This window comes from Streptomyces sp. NRRL S-118 (assembly GCF_000716335.1).
Lineage (GTDB): Bacteria > Actinomycetota > Actinomycetes > Streptomycetales > Streptomycetaceae > Streptomyces.
Window position 1 is genome coordinate 1 of sequence record NZ_JOBL01000215.1, and the last position, 24466, is coordinate 24466.

At 72.8% G+C, this 24466-nt stretch carries 22 protein-coding genes and 2 pseudogenes; 15 read left to right on the forward strand and 9 right to left on the reverse strand.

Annotated features, from left to right (window positions below; genetic code table 11):
• The 6 genes from IH00_RS0102740 to IH00_RS0102765 all read left to right on the forward strand — a co-directional run.
• Nucleotides 1-877, forward strand: an 877-nt coding sequence (locus IH00_RS0102740; RefSeq protein ID WP_031069115.1) for a restriction endonuclease fold toxin-2 domain-containing protein, incomplete at its 5' end; no start/stop codon positions are given.
• Nucleotides 878-884: 7 nt separating this feature from the next.
• On the forward strand, nt 885-1253 hold the full coding sequence (locus tag IH00_RS38700; RefSeq protein WP_052411135.1) for a hypothetical protein: 369 nt from the start codon (nt 885-887) through the stop codon (nt 1251-1253).
• A 176-nt stretch (nt 1254-1429) separates the two neighbouring features.
• On the forward strand, nt 1430-3007 hold the full coding sequence (locus tag IH00_RS0102750; protein WP_158827628.1) for a Hint domain-containing protein: 1578 nt from the start codon (nt 1430-1432) through the stop codon (nt 3005-3007).
• Complete coding sequence (locus IH00_RS43225; protein ID WP_031069121.1) at nt 3004-3879, forward strand: hypothetical protein; 876 nt, start codon at nt 3004-3006, stop codon at nt 3877-3879. Before IH00_RS0102750 ends, IH00_RS43225 begins: the two co-directional genes overlap by 4 nt.
• A gap of 8 nt (nt 3880-3887) precedes the next feature.
• Nucleotides 3888-5000 (forward strand): hypothetical protein, encoded by a 1113-nt coding sequence (locus IH00_RS0102760; RefSeq protein ID WP_052411136.1) that lies wholly within the window; start codon nt 3888-3890, stop codon nt 4998-5000.
• 55 nt (nt 5001-5055) lie between these two features.
• On the forward strand, nt 5056-5874 hold the full coding sequence (locus tag IH00_RS0102765; RefSeq protein WP_031069123.1) for a hypothetical protein: 819 nt from the start codon (nt 5056-5058) through the stop codon (nt 5872-5874).
• On the opposite strand, the gene IH00_RS0102770 is transcribed toward IH00_RS0102765, so the two are convergent.
• A complete protein-coding gene (locus IH00_RS0102770; RefSeq protein ID WP_031069125.1) occupies nt 5861-6226 on the reverse strand; it encodes a DUF192 domain-containing protein in 366 nt (121 codons plus the stop codon). The two genes, IH00_RS0102765 and IH00_RS0102770, sit on opposite strands and share 14 nt — an antisense overlap.
• Nucleotides 6227-6315: 89 nt before the next feature.
• On the opposite strand from IH00_RS0102770, the gene IH00_RS0102775 reads away from it, so the two are divergent.
• Together IH00_RS0102775 and IH00_RS0102780 are read left to right on the forward strand one after the other, a co-directional pair.
• Nucleotides 6316-7119 carry a prepilin peptidase gene (locus IH00_RS0102775; protein ID WP_031069127.1) on the forward strand — a complete coding sequence of 268 codons (804 nt, stop codon included), beginning with the start codon at nt 6316-6318 and terminating at the stop codon, nt 7117-7119.
• Nucleotides 7120-7223: 104 nt separating this feature from the next.
• Nucleotides 7224-8732 (forward strand): DUF2079 domain-containing protein, encoded by a 1509-nt coding sequence (locus tag IH00_RS0102780; protein ID WP_031069130.1) that lies wholly within the window; start codon nt 7224-7226, stop codon nt 8730-8732.
• A gap of 284 nt (nt 8733-9016) precedes the next feature.
• Here IH00_RS0102780 and mgrA read toward each other — a convergent pair whose 3' ends face one another.
• Entirely contained in the window at nt 9017-10054 is a 1038-nt protein-coding gene (gene mgrA / locus IH00_RS0102785; RefSeq protein WP_031069131.1) for an L-glyceraldehyde 3-phosphate reductase, read from the reverse strand.
• A 158-nt stretch (nt 10055-10212) separates the two neighbouring features.
• On the opposite strand from mgrA, the gene IH00_RS0102790 reads away from it, so the two are divergent.
• The 4 genes from IH00_RS0102790 to IH00_RS0102810 all read left to right on the forward strand — a co-directional run bounded on the left by IH00_RS0102790 (nt 10213) and on the right by IH00_RS0102810 (nt 15184).
• The gene (locus IH00_RS0102790) at nt 10213-10974 is read left to right on the forward strand and encodes an isoprenyl transferase (RefSeq protein ID WP_031069133.1); all 762 of its coding nucleotides are present in this window, start codon (nt 10213-10215) and stop codon (nt 10972-10974) included.
• 273 nt (nt 10975-11247) lie between these two features.
• Nucleotides 11248-12570 carry a PhoH family protein gene (locus IH00_RS0102795; protein WP_031069135.1) on the forward strand — a complete coding sequence of 441 codons (1323 nt, stop codon included), beginning with the start codon at nt 11248-11250 and terminating at the stop codon, nt 12568-12570.
• Nucleotides 12571-12941: 371 nt separating this feature from the next.
• A complete protein-coding gene (locus tag IH00_RS0102805; RefSeq protein ID WP_031069137.1) occupies nt 12942-13649 on the forward strand; it encodes an aggregation-promoting factor C-terminal-like domain-containing protein in 708 nt (235 codons plus the stop codon).
• A gap of 182 nt (nt 13650-13831) precedes the next feature.
• Nucleotides 13832-15184, forward strand: coding sequence for an AI-2E family transporter (locus IH00_RS0102810; RefSeq protein WP_039946087.1), 1353 nt, complete (start codon nt 13832-13834; stop codon nt 15182-15184).
• Between the two features lie 90 nt (nt 15185-15274).
• Here IH00_RS0102810 and IH00_RS0102815 read toward each other — a convergent pair whose 3' ends face one another.
• Nucleotides 15275-15808, reverse strand: coding sequence for an alkyl hydroperoxide reductase (locus tag IH00_RS0102815; RefSeq protein ID WP_031069140.1), 534 nt, complete (start codon nt 15806-15808; stop codon nt 15275-15277).
• A gap of 19 nt (nt 15809-15827) precedes the next feature.
• On the reverse strand, nt 15828-16382 hold the full coding sequence (locus tag IH00_RS0102820) for a peroxiredoxin (protein WP_031069142.1): 555 nt from the start codon (nt 16380-16382) through the stop codon (nt 15828-15830).
• Nucleotides 16383-16513: 131 nt separating this feature from the next.
• On the opposite strand from IH00_RS0102820, the gene IH00_RS0102825 reads away from it, so the two are divergent.
• Nucleotides 16514-17464 (forward strand): hydrogen peroxide-inducible genes activator, encoded by a 951-nt coding sequence (locus IH00_RS0102825; protein ID WP_420710850.1) that lies wholly within the window; start codon nt 16514-16516, stop codon nt 17462-17464.
• 354 nt (nt 17465-17818) lie between these two features.
• Here the strand turns inward: IH00_RS0102825 and IH00_RS0102830 are convergent, their stop codons facing one another.
• From IH00_RS0102830 to IH00_RS0102845, 4 genes and pseudogenes are all read right to left on the reverse strand, one after another.
• On the reverse strand, nt 17819-18352 hold the full coding sequence (locus IH00_RS0102830; protein WP_031069146.1) for a PadR family transcriptional regulator: 534 nt from the start codon (nt 18350-18352) through the stop codon (nt 17819-17821).
• 44 nt (nt 18353-18396) lie between these two features.
• Complete coding sequence (locus IH00_RS0102835; protein ID WP_031069149.1) at nt 18397-19299, reverse strand: endonuclease/exonuclease/phosphatase family protein; 903 nt, start codon at nt 19297-19299, stop codon at nt 18397-18399.
• Nucleotides 19300-19464: 165 nt separating this feature from the next.
• Nucleotides 19465-19731: a type II toxin-antitoxin system antitoxin gene (locus IH00_RS0102840; RefSeq protein WP_078887520.1), complete on the reverse strand. Its 267-nt coding sequence runs from the start codon at nt 19729-19731 to the stop codon at nt 19465-19467.
• Nucleotides 19677-19856, reverse strand: a pseudogene (locus IH00_RS0102845) (SPFH domain-containing protein); the annotation flags it as partial. The pseudogene IH00_RS0102845 and the gene IH00_RS0102840, both read right to left, overlap by 55 nt.
• Nucleotides 19857-20104: 248 nt before the next feature.
• Between IH00_RS0102845 and IH00_RS0102850 the strand changes: the two are divergent.
• Entirely contained in the window at nt 20105-22330 is a 2226-nt protein-coding gene (locus IH00_RS0102850; protein WP_031069155.1) for a transglycosylase domain-containing protein, read from the forward strand.
• Nucleotides 22331-22404: 74 nt separating this feature from the next.
• Here IH00_RS0102850 and IH00_RS0102855 read toward each other — a convergent pair whose 3' ends face one another.
• Nucleotides 22405-24258 carry a SpoIIE family protein phosphatase gene (locus tag IH00_RS0102855; RefSeq protein WP_420710851.1) on the reverse strand — a complete coding sequence of 618 codons (1854 nt, stop codon included), beginning with the start codon at nt 24256-24258 and terminating at the stop codon, nt 22405-22407.
• Here IH00_RS0102855 and IH00_RS43760 point away from each other — a divergent pair.
• Nucleotides 24229-24466 (forward strand): annotated as a pseudogene (locus IH00_RS43760) (hypothetical protein); the annotation flags it as partial. The gene IH00_RS0102855 and the pseudogene IH00_RS43760 overlap by 30 nt on opposite strands.

Here is a 24466-nt window from a genome sequence, read left to right on the forward strand (position 1 = left end):
GCCGGACGACAAACCCACCACCTGCCCGGTCAAGCACAGTTTCCTGCCCGGCACCCCCGTGCTGCTCGCCGACGGGCGACGCGTCGCCATCGAGACCGTACGCGTCGGGGAGCGGGTCGTCGCCACCGATCCGGCCCGCGGCACGACCGGGCCCCACGCGGTCACGGACGTCATCACCACCCACGACGACGAGCACTTCACCCGGCTCCGCACGACCGCGGGCACGGTCGTCGCGACCGACACCCACCCCTTCTGGGCCGTGGACCTGCACCGCTGGGTCGACGCGGGCGACATCCGCCCGGGAGCGCTGCTGCGCACCTCCGCCGGGACGGCCGTGCAGGTCACCGCGGTGGAGCGGTTCACCGAGCGTCTGACCACCCACGACCTCACCGTCGCGGGCGTCCACACCTATTACGTGGCCATCGGGTCCGGCGGCTCGGCCCTCGTCCACAACAACGACTGCGTCACGAAGTACAAGCTCAAGCTGAAGACGCGCGGAGCCAACTACGGCAATCCCAACCAGCGCGCCTACCAGCGCCGGCACGCCGGTGACACCGAGTACCAGGTCGAGGGCGGGGGCGAAAAGGTCTGGGCCGACGGCTTCGACTCGAACACCGGGGACCTGATCGACGCCAAGTTCGTCGACAACCCCGACCGCAGCCCCTTCATCAAGGACTCCAAGGCGCCCGACTTCATCCGCCAGAAGGTCGACGACGAGATCGACGACGAGTTCCGGCGCTACGCGGCGGTCGTCAAGGACAAGAACACACCGGTCAGCAAGTTGCGTATCGTCACCAATGACCCCCGTGCGGTGCAGTACTTCCAGGACAAGCTGCGCAAGTACGGGATCCCTGGTCAGGTCGACGTCAAACCGTGAGGCAGACATGACGTATCTGGTGGTGTTCGACAGCGACGAGTGGAGTGTCGGCCAGGACGTGCTCGTGGCGTCGCTGGCGGCGGAGTGGCCCGATGCCGCGATCCGCCGCAACCAGCCCCCCGAGGGCTCGAAGGTGCGCGACATCGAGTGGCAGCTGAAGCGGGGCGGCGAGGAGGTCGAGGGGCACACCCACGTCGACGGCCGGTGCATCTACCTGGACGGGGACATCGCCCTGGTGGCCGACCTCGCCCTCTGGTACCGCACGCTCGTCCCGAAGGACATCGACGTCGTCTTCTGCGACGAGGGGTACAGCTTCGACGTCACGATCGACGACACCACGACGAAGGACGACCTGGTGGCCGCCTCGGGCGCGTAGCCCGGCGCCCGGTCCGGTGTCCGGCGCGGTGGAATTGAGACCCGGACTGGGCCCGCGGGCCCACGACTTCGGCGGCCGGTGCTTCTAGCGTCGGCCGTATGGTGTGTCGGACAGGTCGTCAGGTGCGGCGTCGGGTGCGGGCTCGGGGGCCGCGTACGGGGGCTCGGCTGTTGGGGTTGCGCAGGGCGCAGTCGGGTCAGTCGACGCTGGAGTACGTGGGTCTGGTCGCGGTCGTGGTGGCGATCGTGGGGGCTTTGCTGGCGACGGGTGTGGGGCCGACGATCGCTGGTGAGTTGCGTGCGCAGGTGTGCCGGGTGACCGGTGGGGACGACTGCGGGGGCGGGGGTCGGGAGCCTGCGCAGGCGCAGGACGAGCCTGAGCCGACCGGTCAGGACGGGGCCGGGCAGCAGCCGGCGTCGGACGGTGAGGGGAAGTCGCCGGAGCAGTTGGCGTACGAGAAGGCGTTGAAGGACCTTCAGGATGCGCAGGCTGCGGAGAAGGCGGACCGGGACAAGGCGATCGCGGCGGCCAGGGAGCTGGGGAAGATCCTGGCCGAGGAGCTGGGGATCACGGATGCGGTCGATTGCGTCACCAAGGGGGACATGGGGGCGTGCTCCGAGACGCTGATCAACGTTTTGACGAGTCTGATCGGTGGGGCGGTGGGGAAGCTCGCGGCGAAGTACGGGGCGCCGTGGAAGTGGAAGAAGGCCGTTGAGCTGGTCCGGAGGATCAAGAAGCATGGCGGGGATCTGTACGACGGGCTGACGGGTCTGGTGAAGAACCGCAAGAAGGTCTCCGAGGCGCAGGACCGGCTCGATGACGCCAGGAAGAAATGGGACCCGGACAAGCAGAAGAAGCCGGACGACAAACCCACCACCTGCCCGGTCAGCCACAGCTTCCCGCCCGGTACGCGGGTCCTGCTCGCCGGTGGTGTCGGTGCTCCGATCGAGTCGGTGCGCGTCGGGGACCAGGTCCTCGCGAGCGACCCGGACACCGGTCTCACCCTCCCGCGCACCGTCACCCGCACCTTCACGACGTACGACGACAAGCACTTCACACGGCTGACCACGCCCGCCGGCACCCTCACCGCCACCGACACGCACCCGTTCTGGCTCGCCGGCGCGGGCCGGTGGGCGGAGGCGGGGGACATCGCGGCCGGTGACACCCTGCGGCTGCCCGGCGGCGCCGCGCTGGAGGTCACCTCGGTCGCACGGTTCACCGAACGGCGGACCACGCACGACCTCACGGTCGCGGGCCTGCACACCTATTACGCGGGCCTCGGCGGCGCGGCGTACGCCCTCGTGCACAACAACCAGTGCGAGTGGGAGACCGACCCCGGCGTGAAGGGGCCGGCGGCCGGCAAGAAGCTGAAGCCGCCGCACCGGCGCCACACCGTGGCCGGGGCCAGGAACGGCATGGTGAAGGAGAAGAACACCGTCATCCTCAAGGGCCGGGAGGCCGAGGTCGAGGCCGACATCAAGGGCATCGCCGAAGGCAGGGGCAAGCTCGTCGACAACGGCAGCGCGTACGAGATCAACGGGCGCACGTACGGTGTCGAGGAGAACGGCCGGACCTTCCCGATCTCCGGCAATGGGCTCGTCGAACTCGACCGCAACGAGTACGCGGCCCTCAAGGAGATCGCCAAGGCCGGGGGCAGGACCGACGTGCCCGCCCTGACGCGCAACCCGCGGTTCGCGAACAACCCTGGGATCGTGGAGAAGGCCAAGAAGATCTACGACGGGACCTATCCGTGATCTACACCTTCCTGACCGTCCACCGGCCCGCGCCCGCCCGCATGGCGGCGGCGCTGGCGGGCGCGGTCGGCGTGCCGGCGTCGGACGTGGACGTCGCGGACGAGGACGCCGACCCGGCGGGCCGGAACTGGGACGCCCCCGTGCTGTGCGGCTACCGGGAGCTGCTCGGGGACGTGGCGCTCTCCTGGGACGTGTACGTGTCCGACGACGCGGTTCCCGGGGCGCCGGACGAGCCGGCGGCGGCCCGCCGCGTCGCCGCCGCGACCGGTACCACCGTGCTGTATCCGGCGACGGACGTGCCGAATCCGTCGGCGTACTGGGCCGCCACCCCCGCGGGCACGACCACCCGCGCCCGCCTGTACGCGTCGGACGACGAGGAGCCGGTCCACACCGTCGACGCCGTCGAAGCACCGGTGCCCCACCTGCCGGACGCCCGGGTGGAGCTGCTGCCCGAGGTGTACCGGGCGCAGCGGATCCCCGTCCCGGCCACCGAGGCGGTCACCGCCGCCCTCGGCCCGGACGGCACCGCGCCCGAGGAGGGCGGGGCCGGCCGGGCGCGGGACGCACTGCTGCTCTGGGAGCGGCTGGTGCGCCGGATGGCGGCCGGCTGGGAGCCGGCGGGCCGCTACCCGCTGGACCTGTACCTGGAGGACCTGCTGACCCGGGACGACCTCGCCGGGCAACTGGCCACCCTCCCGCCGCGGCTCGGCGAACCGCTCGCCCGCGCCGCCGAGGAGCTCGACGGCCTCTTCCGCGCCCACACCCGCGACGACGGCGGCGAGCTGCTCGGGCGGCTCACGCACTCCGGCACGGCCGTCCTCGACCGCGCCTGGTGGTGGCACCGCAGGCCGGTGCGCCTGCCCTGGACATAATCGTCCGCATGTCCGAGCGCAGACTGACCGGCGGGGCCGCGCCCGCCTTGTGGGGGTACGCGGCGGTACGTGCGGTGGGCCTGGCGGTCCTCGGGATCGCCGCCGCCGTCGCCGGTGAGGACGCCCTGCACCGGCTCAAGGGGCGCTGGGACGCCGTCTGGTACGTACGGATCGCCGAGCACGGGTACGGGCACGAGGTCCGGCTCCCCGACGGGAGCGTCCACTCCGACCTGGCGTTCTTCCCGCTGCTGCCCGTCCTGGAGCGGGGCCTCGCCGCCGTGCTGCCGATCGGGGCGGCCGACGCGGGGCTGCTCGTGGCGTGGGCCGCCTCGCTCGCCGCCGCCTGGGGCATCTGGGCGGTCGGGGCGCGGGTGGCGGGGCGGCGCGCCGGGGTGGTGCTGGCCGTGCTGTGGGGCGTGTACCCGACGGCGTTCGTGCAGTCGATGGCGTACACCGAGACGCTGTTCACCGCCTTCGCCGCCTGGTCGCTGTACGCCGTGCTGCGCGGACACTGGATCGGGGCGGGTGCCCTCGCGGTGGCGGCCGGGCTGACCCGGCCGACGGCCGCCGCGCTGATCGCGGCCCTCGGCGTCACGGCGGTCGCGGCGGTCCTGCGGGACCGCCGCCTGACCGTGCGGATGGCGGCGGGCGTGCTGCTCGCGCCGCTGGGCTGGCTGGCGTACGTCGTCTTCGCCGCCGTACGGGAGGGCAGCCCCACCGCGTACTTCGACGTGCAGGCCGCGTGGGGCAACAGCATCGACGGGGGAGTCGCCCTCGCCCGCTTCGTCAAAGAGAACCTCATCGGGCCGAACCCGCTCGCCGGGGTGGGGCTGTGCGCCGCGCTGGGGCTGCTGGGCTGGCTGGTGTGGCTGTGCGTCCGGCAGCGCCAGCCACTGCCGGTGCTCGTGTACGGCATCGCGGTCGTCGTCGTCTCGCTCGTCGGCGCCGCGTACTTCGGGTCCCGGCCGCGCCTGATCATGCCCGCGTTCCCGCTGCTGCTGCCGGCCGCGGTCGCCCTCGCCCGGCTCCGCGACCGCACCCTGGCCCTGGTGCTGACGGTACTGGCGCTGGCGTCCGGGGCGTACGGGGCGTTCACGCTGCTCGGGCCCGGGCCTCCGTAGGGTTTGGGCCCCTGGGCCCATGCCCGGGCCGGCGGTGCGTTGTTAGCGTCCGCTCATGACCAGGCGCACCAGGCGGAGGACGACCGCGGTCGCCGCCGCCCTCATGGCGGTGTTGGCGGCGTGCGGGCCCGAGAACCCGGAGCAGCCGGACAACGCCCGGAAACCGGACGCCGGCAGGAGCGCGAGCGCCGGCGAAGGCGCCGCGGGCGGCAAGGGGCCCGGCGCCGAGCCGACCGCCCCGGCCACCGGCACCCCGTCACCCCGGCCCTCCGCGCCGCCCGCGGGGCAGGGCCCCGGCGACCCCGGGCCCCGCACCAAGGCCGGACTCGAGCGGGCGATCCTCACCACCGCCGACGTCCCCGGCTACGCCGTCGGGCCCATGGACCCGCCGCCCGCGCGGGGCGAGACACCCGACGAGGCGGCGTGCCGGCCGATCACCGCGCTCCTGGGCGGCAGGCCCGAACCGGTCGCCCCGGCCGCCGCGTACCGCCAGATCACCGGCGCCAACCCGCAGAGCCGCCCAGCCGTCTCGGTGTTCCTCACCAGCCACGGGGGACAGGGCGCCGCGACCGTCCTCAACCGCCTCCGCACCGCGATGACGGCGTGCCGCGACGGCTTCACCACCACCGGTCCGACCGGGCCGTCGGCGTACCGCGGCGTGCGGGAGCTGCCGCCGGTGAAAACGGGCGACGACAGCCTGGCGTTCCAGCTGACCGCGGACTTCCAGGGCGATCCCGTGCCGCTCGTCTTCCACGTGGTGCGTTCGGGCGCCACGGTGGCGACGTTCTACACCGCCAACTTCGAGGGCCCGGCGACCCCGCGGACGCCCGCCGCGCTGGTCACGGCACAGGCGGCGAAGCTCACCCGCGGCTGACGGCGAGCCGCACGCCCGGGCGCAGACCCCACCGCTCCATGGCGCCCGCCTCCGCCTCCAGCACGTGCCGGGCGCGCGGGCGCGGCAGGCCGAGACGGCCGGGCGGCATGGTGGTCACGGCGAGGACGGTCAGCTCCCGGTCCAGGTACGCCACGTCGATCGCGAAGCGCATCCGGAAGGTGTGCACGCTGTTGCAGGGCGTCAGCAGCATCGCACCGTCGACGCCGTCCCGGCCGAGCAGTCCCCGCCGCCGGGTGCCGTACGAGGCGGCCACCTCGACCGGGATCCCGGCACCGCCGGGCAGCGTCAACCGGGCCGTTCCGTTGCGCCATTTCGCCGTGGACTTCCCCATGGCCGACGACCGTAGCGTGGGCCCGGCCGGGGCGGGAGTGGGTCCAGGGGCCCATGACCGGCCGTCCGCCGCGTCCTAGGGTTCGCTGCGTGTACGCCACGCTGATCGCCCTCGCCGCCCTGTGGGGCGTTTGCGCCGGGCTGCTCCTGCCGCGCGCCGCGTACCGGCTGTCGGTCGAGCCGGAGGAGACGTGGCGCGACGCCTGCCCCGCCGGGCACCCGTTCACCGGTCCCGCCCGCGGGTGGCTCGGGCCCGCGCGGTGCGCGCCCTGCGCGGTGGCCGTGCCGGTGGGCGGCGGTGGCGGTGCGCGGCCCGGGCGCCGCACCGACCTCCCGGCCGGTGTCGCGGCTCCTGCCCTGCCCGTGGTCACCGCGCTCGCGTGCGCGGCGCTCGCCGCCGCGACGGGACCGCGCCCGGAGCTGGCGGTATGGCTGCTGCTGACGCCGTTCGCGGTGCTGCTGGCCTCGGTCGACGTGCGGGTGCACCGGCTCCCGGACCGGGTGACGCTGCCGCTGGCCGGCGCCGCGGCCGGGCTCCTCGGGGTGGCCGCGCTGCTGCCGGGGCACGCCGGGTCGTGGCCGGCCGCGCTGCTCGGGGGGCTCGCCCTCGGCGCGGGCTACTTCGTCCTGTTCGTGATCCACCCCGACGGCATGGGCTTCGGCGACGTCAAGCTCGCGCTGTCGCTGGGGGCGGCCCTCGGCTGGTACGGGTGGGGGATCCTCTTCGCGGGCGCGTTCGCCGGCTTCCTCTTCGGCGCGGTGTACGGGACGGTGCTGATCGTGCTGCGGCGCGCGAACCGCCGGAGCGCGATCCCGTTCGGGCCGTTCATGATCGGCGGGGCGCTGCCCGCGCTGCTGCTGGGGGCGTTCACCGCCGTACCGGCCGCGGGGTGACCGCCGGCCGCGGCCCGGTGCTCCCGGGGAACGGCGTCGCCTCGGCGGCGACCTGGGCCACCGCCTCACCGGGGCGGGGCCCGTCGCCGCCTAGCATCCGGCGTATGCGGACACTCCCATACAAAAAGGTCTCGCTGCCCGTCGTCGTCCCGGTCTCCGCGCGCCCCACCACTCCCCGGCTCCTCGCCTGGGGATGGGCCGCGGCGCTGTGCGCGCTGTATGCGACCGTCGCCGTACGCCGCCACCAGCTCCTGCGGACCACCGGCTACGACCTCGGCATCTTCGAGCAGGCCGTACGGGCGTACGCCGAACTCCGCGCCCCGGTCGTACCGTTGCGCGGCGAGGGGTTCAACCTGCTGGGCGACCACTTCCACCCGCTGCTGGCGGCCCTCGCGCCGCTGTACCGGCTGTGGCCCACGCCGCTGTGCCTGCTCGTCGCCCAGTCCGCGCTGCTCGCCGTCGCCGTCGTGCCGCTCGCCCGCTGGGCCGATCGCGCGCTCGGCCGCCGGCCCGCCCATGCCGTCGCCGCCGCGTACGGGCTGAGCTGGGGCATCGCCTCCGCCGCCGCCTTCGACTTCCACGAGGTCGCGCTCGCCGTGCCGCTGCTCTCCTTCTGCCTGGAGGCCCTGGCCCGCCGGCGCTGGCGGACGGCCGTCGCCTGGGCGGCGCCGATGCTGCTGGTCAAGGAGGACCTGGGCCTGACCGTCGCCGCGGTCGGCGCGTACATCGCCTGGCGCGGCGGTCCGCGGCGGCTGGGCGTCACCACCGCCCTGGCCGGGATCACCGGTTCGGTCGTCGAGGTGACGCTGCTGCTGCCCGCCTTCCATCCCGGCGGCTCCTACGCGCACGGCGGCAACCTCGACGAGGGGCGCGGTTCCCTGCTCTCGACCCTCGCGCACGCCCCGCTCGACGCGCTGCGCCCCGAGATCAAGGCCATGACCCTGGTGCTGGTCTTCGCCCCGTCCGCGCTGCTCGCCCTGCGCTCCCCGCTCGCGCTGATCGCGGTGCCGACGCTCGCCTGGCGCATGCTGTCGCAGAACGCCTTCCACTGGGGCACGGCCTTCCACTACAGCGCCGTGCTCATGCCCGTCGTCCTCGCCGGGCTGATCGACGCGCTGACCCCGTGGCGGCGCGGCGGCGACCCGCTCGCCGCCCGGCACGTACGCGCCTCCCTCGCCACCGTCCTCGCCGTGACGCTGGTCATGCTGCCGTCCTTCCCGCTGGCGCTGCTCGCCCAGCGCGCCACCTGGCGGACGACCCCGCACATCGAAGCGGCCCGGGCGCTGCTGGCGAGGATCCCGGACGGCGCGACCGTCGCCGCGTCGAACCGGCTCGTCCCCCAGCTCACGTCGCGCTGCACGGTCGTGGTCTTCCCGGCCTTCCCGGTCGCGGGCAGGCTCTACGAGTACGACAGGAAACGCCTGCCGCCCCCCACCGCCGAGTGGATCGCCTTCGACCGCCGGCCGCCCGAGGCATGGCCGTACCAAACGGGCCACTGGCCCTACCCGATCGGGCAGCAGCTGGCCGAACTGTCGGCGGCGCAGAAGGAGCACGGCTACGAGCGCGTCGCCCACCGTGACGGCATCACCCTCCTGCGGCGCGGCCGCCCCTGAGGACGCGCCGGAGGCCCGGCGCGGCCGTCAACGCCGTGCCGCGGGCCCGGGGTCCCCCTTGGGGAGGACAGAACCGGGGCCCGCAGGGCCGAATGCCGTGCCCGCGGCGCCGTCCCGCGCATCCGCAGCGTGATGACGGCCTGTCGTGGCACGCAGCATCCCTTACGAAGGGTTATGGTGGAAACCCCCCCTCGGGCCGGTCCGTATCCCCCCCACGGACCGGCCCGTTTCTGTCGGCGGCACCGGCGGGCGGGCCCGGAGGCGCCCCCGGGCGTCCGGACCGCTCAGCTCCGCGCGGCCCAGATGTTCGTACCGGCGGTGTCCACCGCGTACGAGTCGATCTCCTTCAGCTCCTCCTCGGTGAGCGGGGCCCCGGCGAGCGCCGCGATGTTCTGCTCCAGCTGCGTCACGCTGGACGCGCCGATCAGCGCCGAGGTCATCCGCTCGTCCCGCAGCACCCAGGTCAGCGCCAGCTGGGCCAGCGACTGGCCGCGGCGGCGGGCGATCTCGTCCAGGCCCCGCAGCCGGCGCACGACCTCCTCCGACAGGAGGTTCGGGTCGAGGGACTTGCCCTGGGTGGCCCGGGAACCCTCGGGGATGCCGGTGAGGTACTTGTCGGTCAGCAGCCCCTGGGCGAGCGGCGCGAAGGCGATGCAGCCCATGCCGGCCTCCTCCAGGGTGTCGAGGAGGGCGTCCTCCTCCGTCCAGCGGTTGATCATCGAGTAGGACGGCTGGTGGATCAGTGCCGGGACGCCCATCTCCCGCAGCAGCCGCGCCGCCTCCGCGGTCTGCGCGCTGCTGTACGAGGAGACCCCGGCGTACAGCGCCTTGCCCTGCTGCACGGCGGAGGCGAGGGCGCCCATCGTCTCCTCGAGCGGGGTGTCCTTGTCGAAGCGGTGCGAGTAGAAGATGTCGACGTGGTCGAGACCCATCCGCCGCAGCGAGGCGTCCAGCGAGGAGAGCAGGTACTTGCGCGAGCCCCACTCGCCGTACGGACCCGGGTGCATCAGATAACCCGCCTTGGTCGAAATGACCAGCTCATCCCGGTAACGGGCGAAGTCCTGGGCGAAGATCTTGCCGAAGTTCAGCTCGGCGGAGCCGGGCGGCGGCCCGTAGTTGTTGGCCAGGTCGAAGTGGGTCACACCGAGGTCGAAGGCGCGCCGCAGGATCGCGCGCTGCGAGGAGAGCGTGCGGTCGTCGCCGAAGTTGTGCCACAGGCCCAGCGAGATCGCGGGCAGCTTCAGGCCGCTGCGGCCGGTCCGGCGGTATTCCATCGCGTCGTAACGGTCATCGGCGGGGCGGTATGCGGGGGAATCAGTCACAGCTCTCTCCCTATCACGGACTTGTGACCGACCGGGTTGGGCCGCCGTGACCCCCGCGCAGTAATGTGGCCGCTTCGGGGACAGCCGCGGTGAGCCGGGATCGATCCCCCTGGGCCGACGCCGCTGCGGGCCCCATACGCAATCGAGAGGTGAGATCGGTGAACTTGCGCGACCTGGTGTACAGGCTCTACGCACGCCGGGTGGAAGGCCGCCTCGATCACGCCCAGGTGCCCAAGCACATCGGCGTCATCCTCGACGGCAACCGGCGCTGGGCGAAGGCGTCCGGCGGCACGCCGGAGCAGGGGCACAAGGCCGGCGCGAGCAAGATCCAGGAGCTGCTGGGCTGGTGCGCCGAGACGGACGTCGAGGTCGTCACCCTGTGGATGCTGTCCACCGACAACCTCAACCGTCCCGAGGAACAGCTCGTGCCCCTGCTCGGCATCATCGAGGACGCGGTGCGCGCCCTCGCCGCCGACGGGCGCTGGCGGGTCCACCACGTGGGCACTTTGGACCTGCTCCCCGCCCGGACGCAGGCCGTGCTGAAGGAGGCCGAGGAGGTCACCCGCGGGCGCACCGGCATACTCGTGAACGTCGCCGTGGGGTACGGCGGCCGGCAGGAGATCGCCGACGCGGTCCGCTCGCTGCTGCTGGAGCACGCGAAGAAGGGGACGAGCTTCGAGGAGCTCGCCGAGGTCGTCGACATCGACCTCATCGCGGAGCACCTCTACACCCGTGGCCAGCCCGACCCCGACCTGGTCATCCGCACCAGCGGCGAGCAGCGCCTGTCCGGCTTCATGCTCTGGCAGAGCGCCCACTCGGAGTACTACTTCTGCGAGGTCCACTGGCCGGCCTTCCGGAAGGTCGACTTCCTGCGCGCCCTGCGCGACTACGCCGCGCGCCACCGGCGCTACGGCACCTGACCCCCGCTCACGGCTGTCATCACCTGTTCACCGGCGCGTCGTCATATGCCATGGCATGGCACCGCGCGTTCGCGGGCATATCCCTTCCAGAGTGAGCGGTAATCAAGCCCGCTCGCCCGGGAGGCCCTTTGCACCAGGACGACCGTGCAGGACGTGTACGGGCGGCGCGGAGGGCCGGAGCCCGGCCCGCGCATCGTGGCCAGAGCCCGGCCCCATCCCCCCGCGACGCCGTCGCAGTCGCACCCGACCTCACCTGAGGGGGTAGGTCCTTCCGTGGTGAACAGCTCAAAGCGCCGCCTCAACGACAGGCGCACCTACGTTCTCGACACCAGCGTCCTGCTGGCCGACCCCGGGGCCATGGCCCGCTTCGACGAGCACGAGGTCGTGCTCCCCGTCGTGGTGGTCACGGAACTGGAGGCCAAGCGGCACCACCCGGAGCTGGGTTATTTCGCCCGGCAGGCCCTGCGCCTCCTGGACGACCTGCGGGTCCGGTACGGCCGCCTCGACGCTCCGCTGCCGATCGGCGATCTCGGCGGGACCCTGCGGGTGGAGCTCAACCACTCGGATCCGGGGGTCCTCCCGGCCGGCTACCGCCTGGGGGACAACGACTCGCGGATCCTGGCGGTCGCGCGCAACCTCCAGGCCGAGGGGTACGACGTCACGGTCGTGTCGAAGGACCTGCCCCTGCGCATCAAGGCGTCGTCGGTCGGCCTGCTCGCCGAGGAGTACCGGGCCGAGCTCGCCATCACCGACTCCGGCTGGACCGGAATGTCGGAACTGCGCCTGACGGCGGAGCAGATCGACCTGCTGTACGGCGAGGAGTCGCTGTACGTCCCCGAGGCCGCCGGGCTGCCGGTGCACACCGGCCTCGTGCTCCAGTCGGAGCGGGGCAAGGCGCTGGGCCGGGTCTCGGTTGACGGCGGCGTGCGCCTGGTGCGGGGCGACCGGGAGGCGTTCGGCATCCGCGGGCGCAGCGCCGAGCAGCGCATCGCGCTGGACCTGCTCCTCGACCCGGACGTCGGCATCGTCTCCATGGGCGGCCGCGCCGGTACGGGCAAGTCGGCGCTCGCGCTGTGCGCGGGGCTGGAAGCCGTCCTGGAGCGGCGCCAGCACCAGAAGGTGATGGTCTTCCGGCCGCTGTACGCCGTCGGGGGCCAGGAGCTCGGCTACCTGCCGGGCACCGAGGCCGAGAAGATGGGCCCCTGGGCGCAGGCGGTGTTCGACACGCTCGGAGCGGTGGCCGGCAAGGAGGTCATCGAAGAGGTCCTCGGCCGCGGCATGCTGGAGGTGCTCCCGCTCACCCATATCCGCGGCCGCTCCCTCCACGACGCGTTCGTCATCGTGGACGAGGCCCAGTCGCTCGAACGCAACGTGCTGCTGACCGTCTTGTCCCGTATCGGGGCGAATTCCCGGGTTGTACTCACCCATGACGTCGCCCAGCGCGACAACCTGCGGGTCGGCCGGTACGACGGAGTCGTCGCGGTCGTCGAGAAACTGAAGGGCCATCCGCTCTTCGCGCACGTGACGCTGACGCGTTCCGAGCGTTCGCAGATCGCGGCGCTCGTGACCGAAATGCTGGAGGACGGTGCGGTTTAACCCCTCCTGCCCGAAAGGTGATTGCGCCGCCCGGCAAAGCGCGAGAGCTTAGCCGGGCGGCGCCGCGCTGTGCGACCACTTTCCGTAAATCTTCTCGGCAGAGCGGCATGTGAGCTTTCACACGCAACGAAGAATTGCCTTGCGGTATCGCTGTCGGGCAGAGTCTTGCTTCCGTCAGGCCCCGCATACGGCACACCTGTAACAACTCAAGACTTGCTCGCCGTATGCCGCCCGAGCACCACGCGGCACTCCCGCAAGGGAGTTGCCCACCGGGCCCGTGTCCCCCGTGACCCAGCAGTGGGGGGACCAGCGCCAGGGGCACGATTTCGTCCGCGAGGTCACCTAAGCGGGCGATGCTGGAAGGAAACCGTGTGAGCCGGATCTCGGTCCGGGGATTCGCGGTGGCGTCGGCCACCGCGGTCACCACTGTCGGCGCCGTCGTCGGTGTTGCCTCGGGCAACGCCCAGCCCTCGGACAACAACTTCGAGGCCGCTGCCGCCGACACGACGCTCCTTGCGGACATCCCCGTCGGCCAGCAGGCCCAGGTACAGGTCTCGTCCCTGACGCAGCAGGCCGAGGCACAGGCCGCCGCGGCCGACTCCGCCGCGGTCAAGTCCGCCGAGGAGGCCGCCCGCCTCCAGGCCGCCAAGGACGCCCAGGCGAAGAAGGAAGCCGCCGAGGAGAAGGCCGAGCAGGAGCGCAAGGAACGCGAGGAGCGCGAAGAGCGCGAGCGCGCAAGCCGCACCGAGGTCCGCTCGGCTACCAGCTTCGCGCCGCAGTCCTCGTACTCCATCTCCGAGGTCCAGGCGATGGCCCGTCAGATGGTGCCGGGCGACCAGTTCCAGTGCTTCAGCAACATCGTGGACCACGAGTCCAGCTGGAACTACCGCGCGACGAACCCCTCGTCCGGCGCGTACGGCCTCGTCCAGGCGCTGCCCGGGTCCAAGATGTCGTCCGCCGGCGCCGACTGGCAGACCAACCCGGCCACGCAGATCAAGTGGGGCCTGAACTACATGAACGAGCGCTACGGCAGCCCGTGCGGCGCGTGGAACTTCTGGCAGGCCAACCACTGGTACTAGGCCGGTCCGCGAAGTCCCGTCCGCCCGGCGGGCGGACGACGCTGATGTGCGGATGCTCCCTGGGCCTCCCGCCTCGCCGACTCCGCGGAGCCCCTCACCGTCCTTCGGTGAGGGGCTCCGTGCGTGTACCGTCGGGAACCCGTGACTCCTAGGGGGGAGCGGTGGGGGGAAGAGAGAAGAACATGACGAAGAAGCCAGGGTGGCTCGGCCGGCTGGGCGCCGGTCTGTCGCGACTGGGGCAACGCCTGGAGGAACGCCGCCGCGCGGAGGGCGAGTCCGGCGAACCGGGCGGGCCGGCGGTGCCCGGGCCGGACCTGCCGGGCCGGTCCGCCGGCTCGGGCGAGGGTGCCGGCTCGGGCGAGGGCGCCGGGAACGGGCCGGAGAGCGTGCCCGCGCCGCCCACGTACGCCCCCGCCGTCGCCGCCCGCCCCGACCCCGTCGCCGCCATCCCCTGGGGCATCCGCGTCGCCGCCGAGGCGGGCTGGCGGCTGCTCGTCCTGGCCGGGACCCTCTGGGTGCTGATGAAGGTCATCAGCACCGTTCAGCTGGTGGTGCTCGCCTTCGTCGCCGCGCTGCTGATCACCGCGCTGCTCCAGCCCACCGTCGCGCGGCTGACGCGGTGGGGCCTGCCGCGCGGGCCGGCCACCGCCCTCACCGCCATCACGGGCTTCCTCATCATGGGCCTGGTCGGCTGGTTCGTCGTCTGGCAGGTGCTGGACAACCTGGGCGACATCTCGGACCGCGTCCGGGACGGCATCGACGAGCTCAAGCAGTGGCTGCTGGACAGCCCCTTCCACGTCACCGAGCAGCAGATCAACGACATCGCCAAGAACCTCAGCGACACCATCGGGACGAACACGGAGGAGATCACCACCGCCGGCCTGCAGGGCGTGACCGTCCTGGTCGAGGTGATCACCGGCATCCTGCTGACGATGTTCTCCACCCTCTTCCTGCTGTACGACGGCAGGAAGGTCTGGGGCTGGGTGCTGAAGCTGGTACCGGCGCAGGCACGGCCCGGAGTCGCGGGCGCCGGACCGCGCGCCTGGCGCACCCTGACCGCCTATGTGCGCGGCACGGTGGTGGTGGCCCTGATCGACGCGATCTTCATCGGCCTCGGCATCTACTTCCTCGACGTGCCGCTGGCCGTGCCGCTCGGCGTCTTCATCTTCCTCTTCGCCTTCATCCCGCTGGTCGGCGCGGTCGTCTCCGGCGCGCTGGCGGTGGTCGTCGCCCTCGTCACGCAGGGCATGTTCACCGCGCTGATGGTGCTGCTCGTCGTCCTCGCCGTGCAGCAGATCGAGGGCCACGTCCTGCAGCCCTTCATCCTCGGCCGCGCGGTGCGGGTGCACCCGCTCGCGGTGGTCCTGACCGTGGCGACGGGCGGCCTGGTCGCCGGCATCGGCGGCGCGGTGGTCGCCGTCCCGCTTGTCGCCGTCACCAACACGGTCGTCGGCTTCCTGCGGGCGTTCAGTTACGAGCAGGCTCTGCGGCACGCCCCGCCGGGGGCGCCGCGGGTGGTGCCCGAGCAGTCCTGACCCGGCCGCGGACACACGAAAGGGGCCCGCCGACGTCATCCGTCGGCGGGCCCCTTCCGGCGTGTACGGAGCGTGCGGACCGCTGCGGTCCTACTCCGAGAGGACGGCCTCGGCGTCGAGCGTCGCGCCGACCGCCTGGATCACCGAAGCGATCTTGAAGGCCTCCTGGATCGTCTCGCGGTCCACGCCCGCCTTGCGGAGCACCTGCTCGTGCGAGTCGAGGCACATGCCGCAGCCGTTGATCGCGGAGACGGCGAGCGACCACAGCTCGAAGTCGACCTTCTCCACGCCGGGGTTGCCGATGACGTTCATCCGCAGACCGGCACGCATCGTCCCGTACTCCGGGTCGGAGAGCAGGTGGCGCGTCCGGTAGAAGACGTTGTTCATCGCCATGATCGCGGCGGCGGACTTGGCGGCCTGGTACGCCTCGGGCTTGAGGTTCGCCCTGGCCTCCGGCTCCAGCTCGCGCAGGACCCGGGGCGAGCGCGACGCGATCGCGCAGGCCAGGACCGTGCCCCACAGCTGCTGCTGGGGGAGCTCGCTGTTGCCGATGACCGAGCCGAGGTTCAGCTTCAGGTCCTTGGCGTAGTCCGGCAGGGCGGACTTCAGTTCGTCGAGAGCCATGTCGGATCAGTCGCTTTCGTCACTCGCCGGAGAGCAGCTTGACCGGGTCGAGGGTGTCCTCGCCCTTGGTCCAGTTGCAGGGGCACAGCTCGTCGGTCTGCAGGGCGTCCAGCACCCGCAGGACCTCCTTGGGGTTACGGCCGACGGAGCCGGCGGTCACCATGCAGAACTGGATCTCGTTGTTCGGGTCGACGATGAAGACGGCGCGCTGGGCGAAGCCGTCCTCGCCCTCGACGCCGCACTCGCGCATCAGCTCGTGCTTGGAGTCCGCGAGCATCGGGAAGGGCAGGTCACGCAGATCGTCGTGGTCCTTGCGCCAGGCGTGGTGCACGAACTCCGAGTCGCCGGAGACGCCGAGGATCTGGGCGTCGCGGTCGGCGAACTCGTCGTTCAGCTTGCCGAAGGCGGCGATCTCGGTGGGGCAGACGAAGGTGAAGTCCTTCGGCCAGAAGAACACCACGCGCCACTTGCCCTCGTAGGACTTGTGGTCGATCTGCTCGAACTCCTTGCCGCTCTCCAGCGACACACAAGCGGTCAGGTCGTACGTGGGGAACTGGTCACCGACAGTGAGCACGCGCTCTCCTTGCAGTAAGAAGTCCTTTTTGGGGTCTTCCGTGGGGGTGGACGTGGCTCATCGTGGCACGGAGTGCATTGATCAGTGAAATAGCTAGACTGGGTCGCGTTGATCGAAGGTGGTTATCAGTGGTGTCCGTACACAAGACCAAGCAGCCGAGCCTGGCGCAGCTCAGGGCGTTCGCGGCCGTCGCCGAGCATCTGCACTTCCGGGACGCGGCGGCGGCGATCGGGATGAGCCAGCCGGCGCTTTCGGGCGCGGTTTCGGCTCTCGAAGAGGCACTCGGTGTCCAGCTGCTGGAGCGTACGACACGCAAGGTCCTGCTGTCCCCCGCGGGGGAGCGGCTCGCGGTGCGGGCCAAGGCGGTGCTCGACGCCGTGGGCGAGCTCATGGAGGAGGCGGAGGCGGCCCAGGCGCCGTTCACCGGCGTGCTCCGGCTCGGGGTGATCCCGACCGTGGCGCCGTACCTGCTGCCGACGGTGCTGCGGCTGGTGCACGAGCGCTACCCGCAGCTCGACCTCCAGGTCCACGAGGAGCAGACCTCCTCGCTGCTGGAGGGGCTGGCGGCCGGACGGCTGGACCTGCTGCTGCTCGCGGTGCCGCTGGGGGTGCCCGGCGTCACCGAGCTGCCCCTGTTCGACGAGGACTTCGTCCTGGTCACGCCCGAGGGCCATCCGCTGGGCGGTCGCGAGGACATCCCGCGCGACGCGCTGCGCGAGCTGCGGCTGCTGCTCCTGGACGAGGGGCACTGCCTGCGCGACCAGGCGCTGGACATCTGCCGGGAGGCCGGGCGCGAGGAGGGCGCGGCGGTCACCACCACGGCCGCGGGCCTGTCGACGCTGGTCCAGCTGGTCGCGGGCGGGCTGGGAGCGACCCTGCTGCCGTGCACGGCCGTGGAGGTGGAGACCGGCCGCGCGGAGCGGCTGCAAACCGGGCGCTTCGCGGCCCCGGCCCCGTCGCGGCGGATCGCGCTGGCGATGCGCACGGGGGCGGCGCGGCAGGCCGAGTTCGAGGTGCTGGCGGGCGCGATGCGCGAGGCGATGGCGGGCCTCCCGGTGCGGATACTTCCCCCGGAGGAGTGACGCCCGTCCGGTCGCACCCGGCCGGTCACTCCGTGCGCAGGCCGTCCCGCCGCATCAGGCGCCACAGCCCCACCAGGCTCAACACGTGACCGCCAGGACGAGCCCCGTACCGACGCCGATCACCGGCGGGAACACCCCCAGTCGGAGACGCGCATGCCGATCATCCGCAGCGGCACCGTGCCACGCCCAGCCCGCCGCGACCGCCGGGGCCATGCCCAGCACCACCGGCACGGCCGTCTGCCACGGCACCGACCAGGCGAGTGCCGAACGCCGCGCACCGAAGGCGACCAGCCCCGGCAGCAGCCGTGCGCGGTCGCGCAGCCCCGGTGATGCCGTCCGCCCGCAGGAGCGCGGTCACCGGCCGCCCCCGCGCACCACGTCGGCGAGCCGGCCGAGCCGGGCGGCGGTCAGCTCCAGCCACCGCAGGTCGGCCTCCAGGTGGAACAGCGCGTGGTCGCAGATCAGCTGATCGGCGAGGTCGCCCTGCTGCTTGCGGCGGGTCAGCTCCCGCATCAGGCGCAGGTGCTCGGCGCGCTGGGTGTCCAGCAGGTCCGCGGCGCTGCGCCCGGTGAGCAGGGCGAGGACGACCTTGGTGTACAGCGTCGACTGGAGGTACGGCTCGGGCTTCTCGGCCCGTGCGAGCCACCGCTCCACATCGGTGACGCCCGCCTCGGTGATGGCGTACCGCTTCCGCTCGGGGCCGTCGCCGGGCTCGATGCCCTCGACCTCGACGAGGCCGTTCCTGAGCAGCCGCGACATGGTCGAGTAGACCTGCCCGTAGTGCAGGGGCCGGTCGAGGCCGAACGTCTCGTCGAACGCCCGCTTGAGGTCGTAACCGTGGCGCGGTCCGGACTCCAGGAGCCCGAGGAGGGTGTGGCCGATGGACATGCCCTCACTGTACAGCTCCCGTATACACCCTATGTATACGCTGGTCAGAGGCGGATGCGCGCGCCGACCGGCAGGTGGTCGCTGCCCGTGGCCGGCAGGGTCCACAGACGGGTGACCTCCGCGGAGCGGGTCATCACCTGGTCGATCCGGGCGAGCGGGAAGGCGGCCGGCCAGCTGAGGGCGAAGGAGGGCGGCGGGGGCCGCAGCCGGGAGACGACCGGGGCGAGCCCGCGGTCGTCGACGGTGGCGTTGAGGTCGCCGAGCAGGATCAGCGCCTCCCGCTCCTCCGCGGCGATCGCCCCGCCGAGGAGCGCGGCGCTCTCGTCCCGGGGCCCCGAGCCGAGACCGCTCGTGGGGCCGAGCCGTACGGAGGGCAGGTGCGCCACGAGGACCGCGATCCCTCCGTGCGGCGTGACGGCGGTGGCGCGCAGCCCGCGGTTCCAGCCGGGGCCGAACGCGGCGGGCCGGATGTCCAGCGGCCGTACGTCCCGCAGCGGGTGGACGGACCAGAGACCGACCGTGCCGTGGACCGCGTGGTGGGGGTAGCGGGCCGCGAACTGCGCGCGGTATGCGGGGAGCGCGGACGGCGTCAGCTCCTCCAGGGCGATCAGCTGCGGACCGGCCGCCATCAGGGCGCGCGCCGTGCCCGCCGGGTCCGGGTTCTCGTCGCTGACGTTGTGCTGCACGACGGTGAGGTCGTACGGGGCCGGCCCGGGCGGCGGCAGCGCGCCGCCGAACCGGCCGAGCCACGCGGCGCTCAGCAACGTCAGGGCCACGAGGGCGGTGAGCGACCGGCGCGCGAGGGCGAGGACCAGCAGCAGCGGGACGGCCAGCCCCAGCCAGGGCAGGAACGTCTCCAGCAGGCTCCCGAGCCGCCCCGGCCCGTCCGGCACCGTGCGCGGGAACACCAGCACCCAGGCCGTCACCAGGGCGAGGCCCGCGAGCACCCGCCCGCGCCGCCACCCCCAGGCGCGCCGCGGCCGGCACCCGGGCCACCGCCACGCCCGGGCGGCCGGCTTTCGGTGTCCCGCCTTCTGATCCGGATCCATACCCCACGACGACGCGGTGCCGGTGGAACAGGTTCCCGCCGCCGCTTCCGTGCCGCCGGCCCGCTACTCGGGGGGCGGTGTCCTCGGCGGGCGGCCCCGGCGCGGGATCGGCGCCGGCGAGCGGGGGAGGCGTCCCGCGTCGGTGAGGGCCTTGCGCAGCAGGAACTCGACCTGGGCGTTCGCGCTGCGCAACTCGTCCGCCGCCCAGCGCGCGAGCGCCTCGTGCACCGCCGGGTCCAGGCGCAACAGCATCTGCTTGCGCTGCGGGCGCCCGGTCACGGGGAGGGCGTGCCCGTGTTCAGGACCGGCTGCGCGGCGCGGTCGCCGCACACCACCATCAGGTTCGACACCATCGCCGCCCTCCGTTCCGGGTCGAGCTCCACGATGTCCCGCTCCTCCGGCCGCTCCGGCGCCGCCCCGACCATGCCGACCGCGCCGTCCACGGTCTGCCGGCGCGGGCCGCTGGACGGCATCCCCGGACATCACGGACATCACGGACATGGAAATCCCCTGTCCATGCTCTATCAAAGTGATAACACTTTAGCGCTCGTCGCAACCCTGGGCACCTCTGAGGAGTCGGTTCCCTTGAGAGAGGTGCTGATTGTCACGTCCGGAAAAGGCGGGATCCGTTGACGTTTGTCGGTAGCACCGGTGTTAGTTTGCTGAGCTGATCTGATCGACGACGATGCGGAGCGACGAAGCGATGGGCCGAGGCAGAGCGGGCCAGGCGAAGAGCCGGGGCGCGGGTATACGCCGCTTCTTCAGCTGGAAGAAGCTGCTGGGCACGTTCTTCCTGCTCTGCCTGCTGGCCATGGGGGCGTTCTACGTCGTCTACCTGCTCGTGCCCGTCCCCGACGCCAACGCCCGGGCGACGATGCAGAGCAACGTCTACAAGTACAGCGACGGCAAACTCCTCGGCCGCACCGGCGAGATCAACCGCGAGATCGTCGGCCTCGAGAAGATCCCCAAGGACGTCCAGTACGCCTTCGTCGCCGCGGAGAACAAGACCTTCTTCCAGGACTCCGGCGTCGACATCAAGGGCACCGCCCGCGGCGCGTTCAACACCCTGACGGGCAAGGGCAAGCAAGGCGGCTCGACCATCACCCAGCAGTACGTCAAGAACTACTACCTGGACCAGGACCGGACGGTCACCCGCAAGCTCAAGGAGCTGGTGATCTCCCTCAAGGTCGACCAGCGCATGGAGAAGAGCGAGATCCTCGCCGGTTACCTGAACACCAGCTACTACGGCCGGGGCGCGTACGGCATCCAGGCCGCGGCCCAGGCGTACTACGGCGTCGACGCCGGCAAGCTGACCGTCGCCCAGGGCGCGTACCTCGCCTCCGTGCTCCAGGCGCCCAGCCAGTACGACTGGACCTTCGCCTCCCGCACCGGCCGCGGTCTCGTCACCGACCGCTGGAACTACGTCCTGGACAACATGGTCGAGGAGGGCTGGCTCGACGCGTCCGAGCGCGCGGCGCAGAAGTTCCCCGTGCCCCGCGCCCCCAAGCCCGCCCCCGGCATGGAGGGCACCAACGGCTACCTCATCGAGGCCGCCAACCAGGAGCTCATGCGCCGGGGCGTCCCCGAGGAGCGGCTCAAGGCCGGCGGCTGGACCATCACGCTCACCATCGACTCCAAGCGGCAGAAGGAGCTCGTCGCCGCCGTCGACCACCAGCTGGAGGAGAAGCTCGACCGCAAGGGCGACAAGGCGGACGCCACCGTCCAGGCCGGCGCCACCTCCGTCGACCCGAGGACGGGTCACGTCGTCGCGCTGTACGGCGGCATCGGCGCCACCGAGCACTGGCTGTCCAACGCCACGCGCCGCGACTACCAGCCCGCCTCCACCTTCAAGCCGATCGTGCTCGCCTCCGCCCTGGAGAACGGCGCCAGGACCCAGGACGGGCGCAGAATCGGCCTCGGCACCGTCTACGACGGCACCAGCAAGCGCCCGGTCGAGGGCAGCGACACCCCCTTCGCGCCCGAGAACGAGGACGACCGCAGCTACGGCCCCGTCACCGTCCAGAAGGCCACCAACAGCTCGATCAACTCCGTGTACGCGCAGATGATCGTGGACGTCGGCCCCGAGGAGGTGAAGAAGACCGCGCTCGACCTCGGCATGAAGGACGGCGAGGGGTTCGTGGAGCAGCCCGCGATGTCGCTGGGCACCATGGGCGCCTCCCCCTGGGACATGGCGGGCGTGTACGCGTCCCTCGCCTCCCACGGCAAGAAGGTCACCCCGACCATCGTGAAGTCCGCCGAGCACAAGGACCGCACGGCCGAGCCGGTGGAGCCCGTCGGCGACCAGGTGATCAGCCGCGAGGCGGCGGACACCGTCACCAAGGCCATGACCGGCGTCGTCTCCAGCGGTTCCGGCGTGAACGCGGCCGGCAACTACGCGGCCGCCGGCAAGACCGGTACGTCGGAGAACAACCGCTCGGCCTGGTTCGTCGGCTACACCCCCGAACTGGTCACCGCCGTCGGCCTCTTCGGGGAGAAGCCCGACGGCACCGGCCAGACCACCCTCACCGACACGATCAACCCCGGCCGCGCCAACGGCGGCGGCGTGCCCGCCCGGATCTGGCGCGAGTACACGACCGGCGCCCTCGACGGCGGCTCCGACGCCCGCTTCGACCTGGACGTCGCCGACTCCGTACCGTCCGACCCGCTGCCGGCGCAGACGCCGACACCGACGCCGACCCCGACCGGCGAGCCCACCGAGGACGAGCCGACCGGGAAGCCGACCCCGCAGGACCCCACCCCGACCGGCCCGACCACCCCCACGGTGAAGCCGACCCCGCCCCGTCCCCCGGTGACGCCCACCCTGCCGACCGGTGAGCCGACCGACGGCGGTTCGGGCGGCGACACCGGTGACCCGGGCGGCGAACCGGACGAGCCGGGCACCGGCGACCTGAAGCCGCCGCAGCCGTGACGTGACGCGGTACGAGGAAGGCCGGGCCCCGATCGCGGGGCCCGGCCTTCTCGTCGTCGCGTACCGCGAACGCGTCACACGCGCGCCGGCAGCTCGAACCACACCACCTTGCCCGTCGACAGCCGGGTCGCGCCCCACCGCCGGGCCAGCCGGTTCACCAGGAACAGCCCGCGCCCGCCCTCATCGGTGTCCCGGGCCCGCCGCTGGCGCGGCAGCTGGGGCGAATCGTCACCGACCTCGCAGCGCAGCACGTCCGTCCGCAGCAGCCGCAGTGTCACCGGCCGCTCGGCGTACCGCACGGCGTTCGTGACCACCTCGCTGACCAGCAGCTCGACGCTGTCCGACAGCTCCTCCAGGTCCCAGCGGGCCAGCGCCCGCCGGGCCAGCCGCCGTGCCCGGCCGGGCGCCTGCTCCTCCGGCTCCAGGAACCAGTAGGCGACATCGCTCGGCGCGATCCCGTCGAACCGGGCGGCCAGCAGCGCGATGTCGTCGTCCCGGTCGCCCGGGCCGAGCATGTCGAGCACGTCGTCGCAGAGCGCCTCCAGCGGCGGGGAGTGGTCGGGACCGGTCAGCTGCGCGGTGGCGGCCAGCCGTTCCCGCAGCTGCTCTATCCCCGTCCACACGTCCCGCAGCCGCGACTCGACCAGCCCGTCGGTGTAGAGGAGCAGCGTCGCCCCGGCGGGCGCGTCGAGCTCCACCGCCTCGAAGTCCACGCCGCCGACGCCGATGGGCGCCCCGGGCGGGACGCGCAGCACCTCGGCGCGGCCGCCCAGGTGGAGCAGTATCGGCGGGGGATGGCCCGCGTTGGCGATGGTGATCCGGTGCGCTACCGGGTCGTACACCGCGTACAGGCAGGTCGCCATGCGGTTCTCGCCGAGCCGCTGGGCCTGCTCGTCGAGGTGGTGCAGCACCTCCTGCGGCGGCAGGTCCAGCCCGGCGAGGGTCTGCGCGGTGGTGCGCAGCTGGCCCATGATCGCGGCGGACGTCATGGAGTGGCCCATGACGTCGCCGACGACCAGGGCGACGCGGCTGCCGGGCAGCGGGATCGCGTCGTACCAGTCGCCGCCCACACGGGCCGTCTCCGCGGCCGGCAGGTAGCGGGAGGCGAGCTTGACGCCCGTCGGCCGCGGCAGGTTCTCCGGCAGCATCGTCCGCTGCAGCTCGTCGGCGATGTACGCCTCACGCCCGTACAGCACCGCCTTGTCGATGCCGAGCGCGGTGTGCGTCGCGAGCTGCGCCGCCACGAGCAGGTCGTTCGCCTCGAAGGCGGGCCGGTCCGGGCGGCGCAGGAACACGGCCGCGCCGATGACCCGGCGCCGGCCCCGCAGCGGCGCGAGGATCGCCCGGTGCCCGGACGGTACGGACCGCCCGTCGCCGAGGAGTTCGGGCAGCGCGGCACGCGCCGCGGCGGAGTCCCCGAAGACCGGCCGCACGCCGCGCAGCACCTCGGCGAGGGCGCCACCGGGCTGCACCTCGCACAGCTCGGCGGCCGGGCCGAGGTCGAGGTCGGTGTCCGGAGCGGCCGCCGACAGCCCCAGCTCGGAGTCGTCCTCCGTTAACCGCAGCCGGTCCGTGCGGCGCAGCCGCAGGACGAAGGGGTCCACGGGCCGCTCGTCGCCGACCGGGAGCGGGTCGCGCAGGTAGACGAGGATCGCGTCGGAGAAGGTGGGCACGGTCGCCCGGCACAGTCCCAGCACGATCTCGTCGAGGTCTATCCCGCGGGCGATGCGCCGCGTCGCGGCCCCCACGAACCGCAGCCGGTCGCCCTCGCGCCGCGCGGTCCCGACCGGCTCGTGCCCCGTCTGCGCGGGCACGCCCCCGAGCCCTCCTGCCGCCGCGACCACGGCTCCGCCTCCATCCCCGCCGGCGGGCCCACTCCCGCTCCGTCCACCATTGCCGTGCCCGTCCGCGGACGCGCCGGCCCGCACCCGGTCCCCGCGCCCGCCCACCGGTCCGCCGCCGCCCGCCGCCCGAGCGAGCCCGGCCGCCGCATCCGCGTCGGGCGCGTGCTCGCACCGGCACCCCGGCGCCGCGGGGCCGGCGGCCGCCGCGGCGTGTCCGTGCGCGTGTCCGTGGGCGGCGTCCGCACCCGCCGCCGGCCCGGGCCCGGGCGCGGCACGCGGGCCCGCCGCGGAC

Excerpts from the sequence above, each read along its gene's own strand:
- IH00_RS38700 (WP_052411135.1), top strand. The coding sequence starts at position 885 with ATGACGTATCTGGTGGTGTTCGACAGCGACGAGTGGAGTGTCGGCCAG.
- IH00_RS0102760 (WP_052411136.1), top strand. The coding sequence starts at position 3,888 with ATGTCCGAGCGCAGACTGACCGGCGGGGCCGCGCCCGCCTTGTGGGGG.
- IH00_RS0102765 (WP_031069123.1), top strand. The coding sequence starts at position 5,056 with ATGACCAGGCGCACCAGGCGGAGGACGACCGCGGTCGCCGCCGCCCTC.
- IH00_RS0102770 (WP_031069125.1), bottom strand. The coding sequence starts at position 6,226 with ATGGGGAAGTCCACGGCGAAATGGCGCAACGGAACGGCCCGGTTGACG.
- IH00_RS0102780 (WP_031069130.1), top strand. The coding sequence starts at position 7,224 with ATGCGGACACTCCCATACAAAAAGGTCTCGCTGCCCGTCGTCGTCCCG.
- IH00_RS0102810 (WP_039946087.1), top strand. The coding sequence starts at position 13,832 with ATGACGAAGAAGCCAGGGTGGCTCGGCCGGCTGGGCGCCGGTCTGTCG.
- IH00_RS0102815 (WP_031069140.1), bottom strand. The coding sequence starts at position 15,808 with ATGGCTCTCGACGAACTGAAGTCCGCCCTGCCGGACTACGCCAAGGAC.
- IH00_RS0102830 (WP_031069146.1), bottom strand. The coding sequence starts at position 18,352 with ATGTCCATCGGCCACACCCTCCTCGGGCTCCTGGAGTCCGGACCGCGC.
- IH00_RS0102850 (WP_031069155.1), top strand. The coding sequence starts at position 20,105 with ATGGGCCGAGGCAGAGCGGGCCAGGCGAAGAGCCGGGGCGCGGGTATA.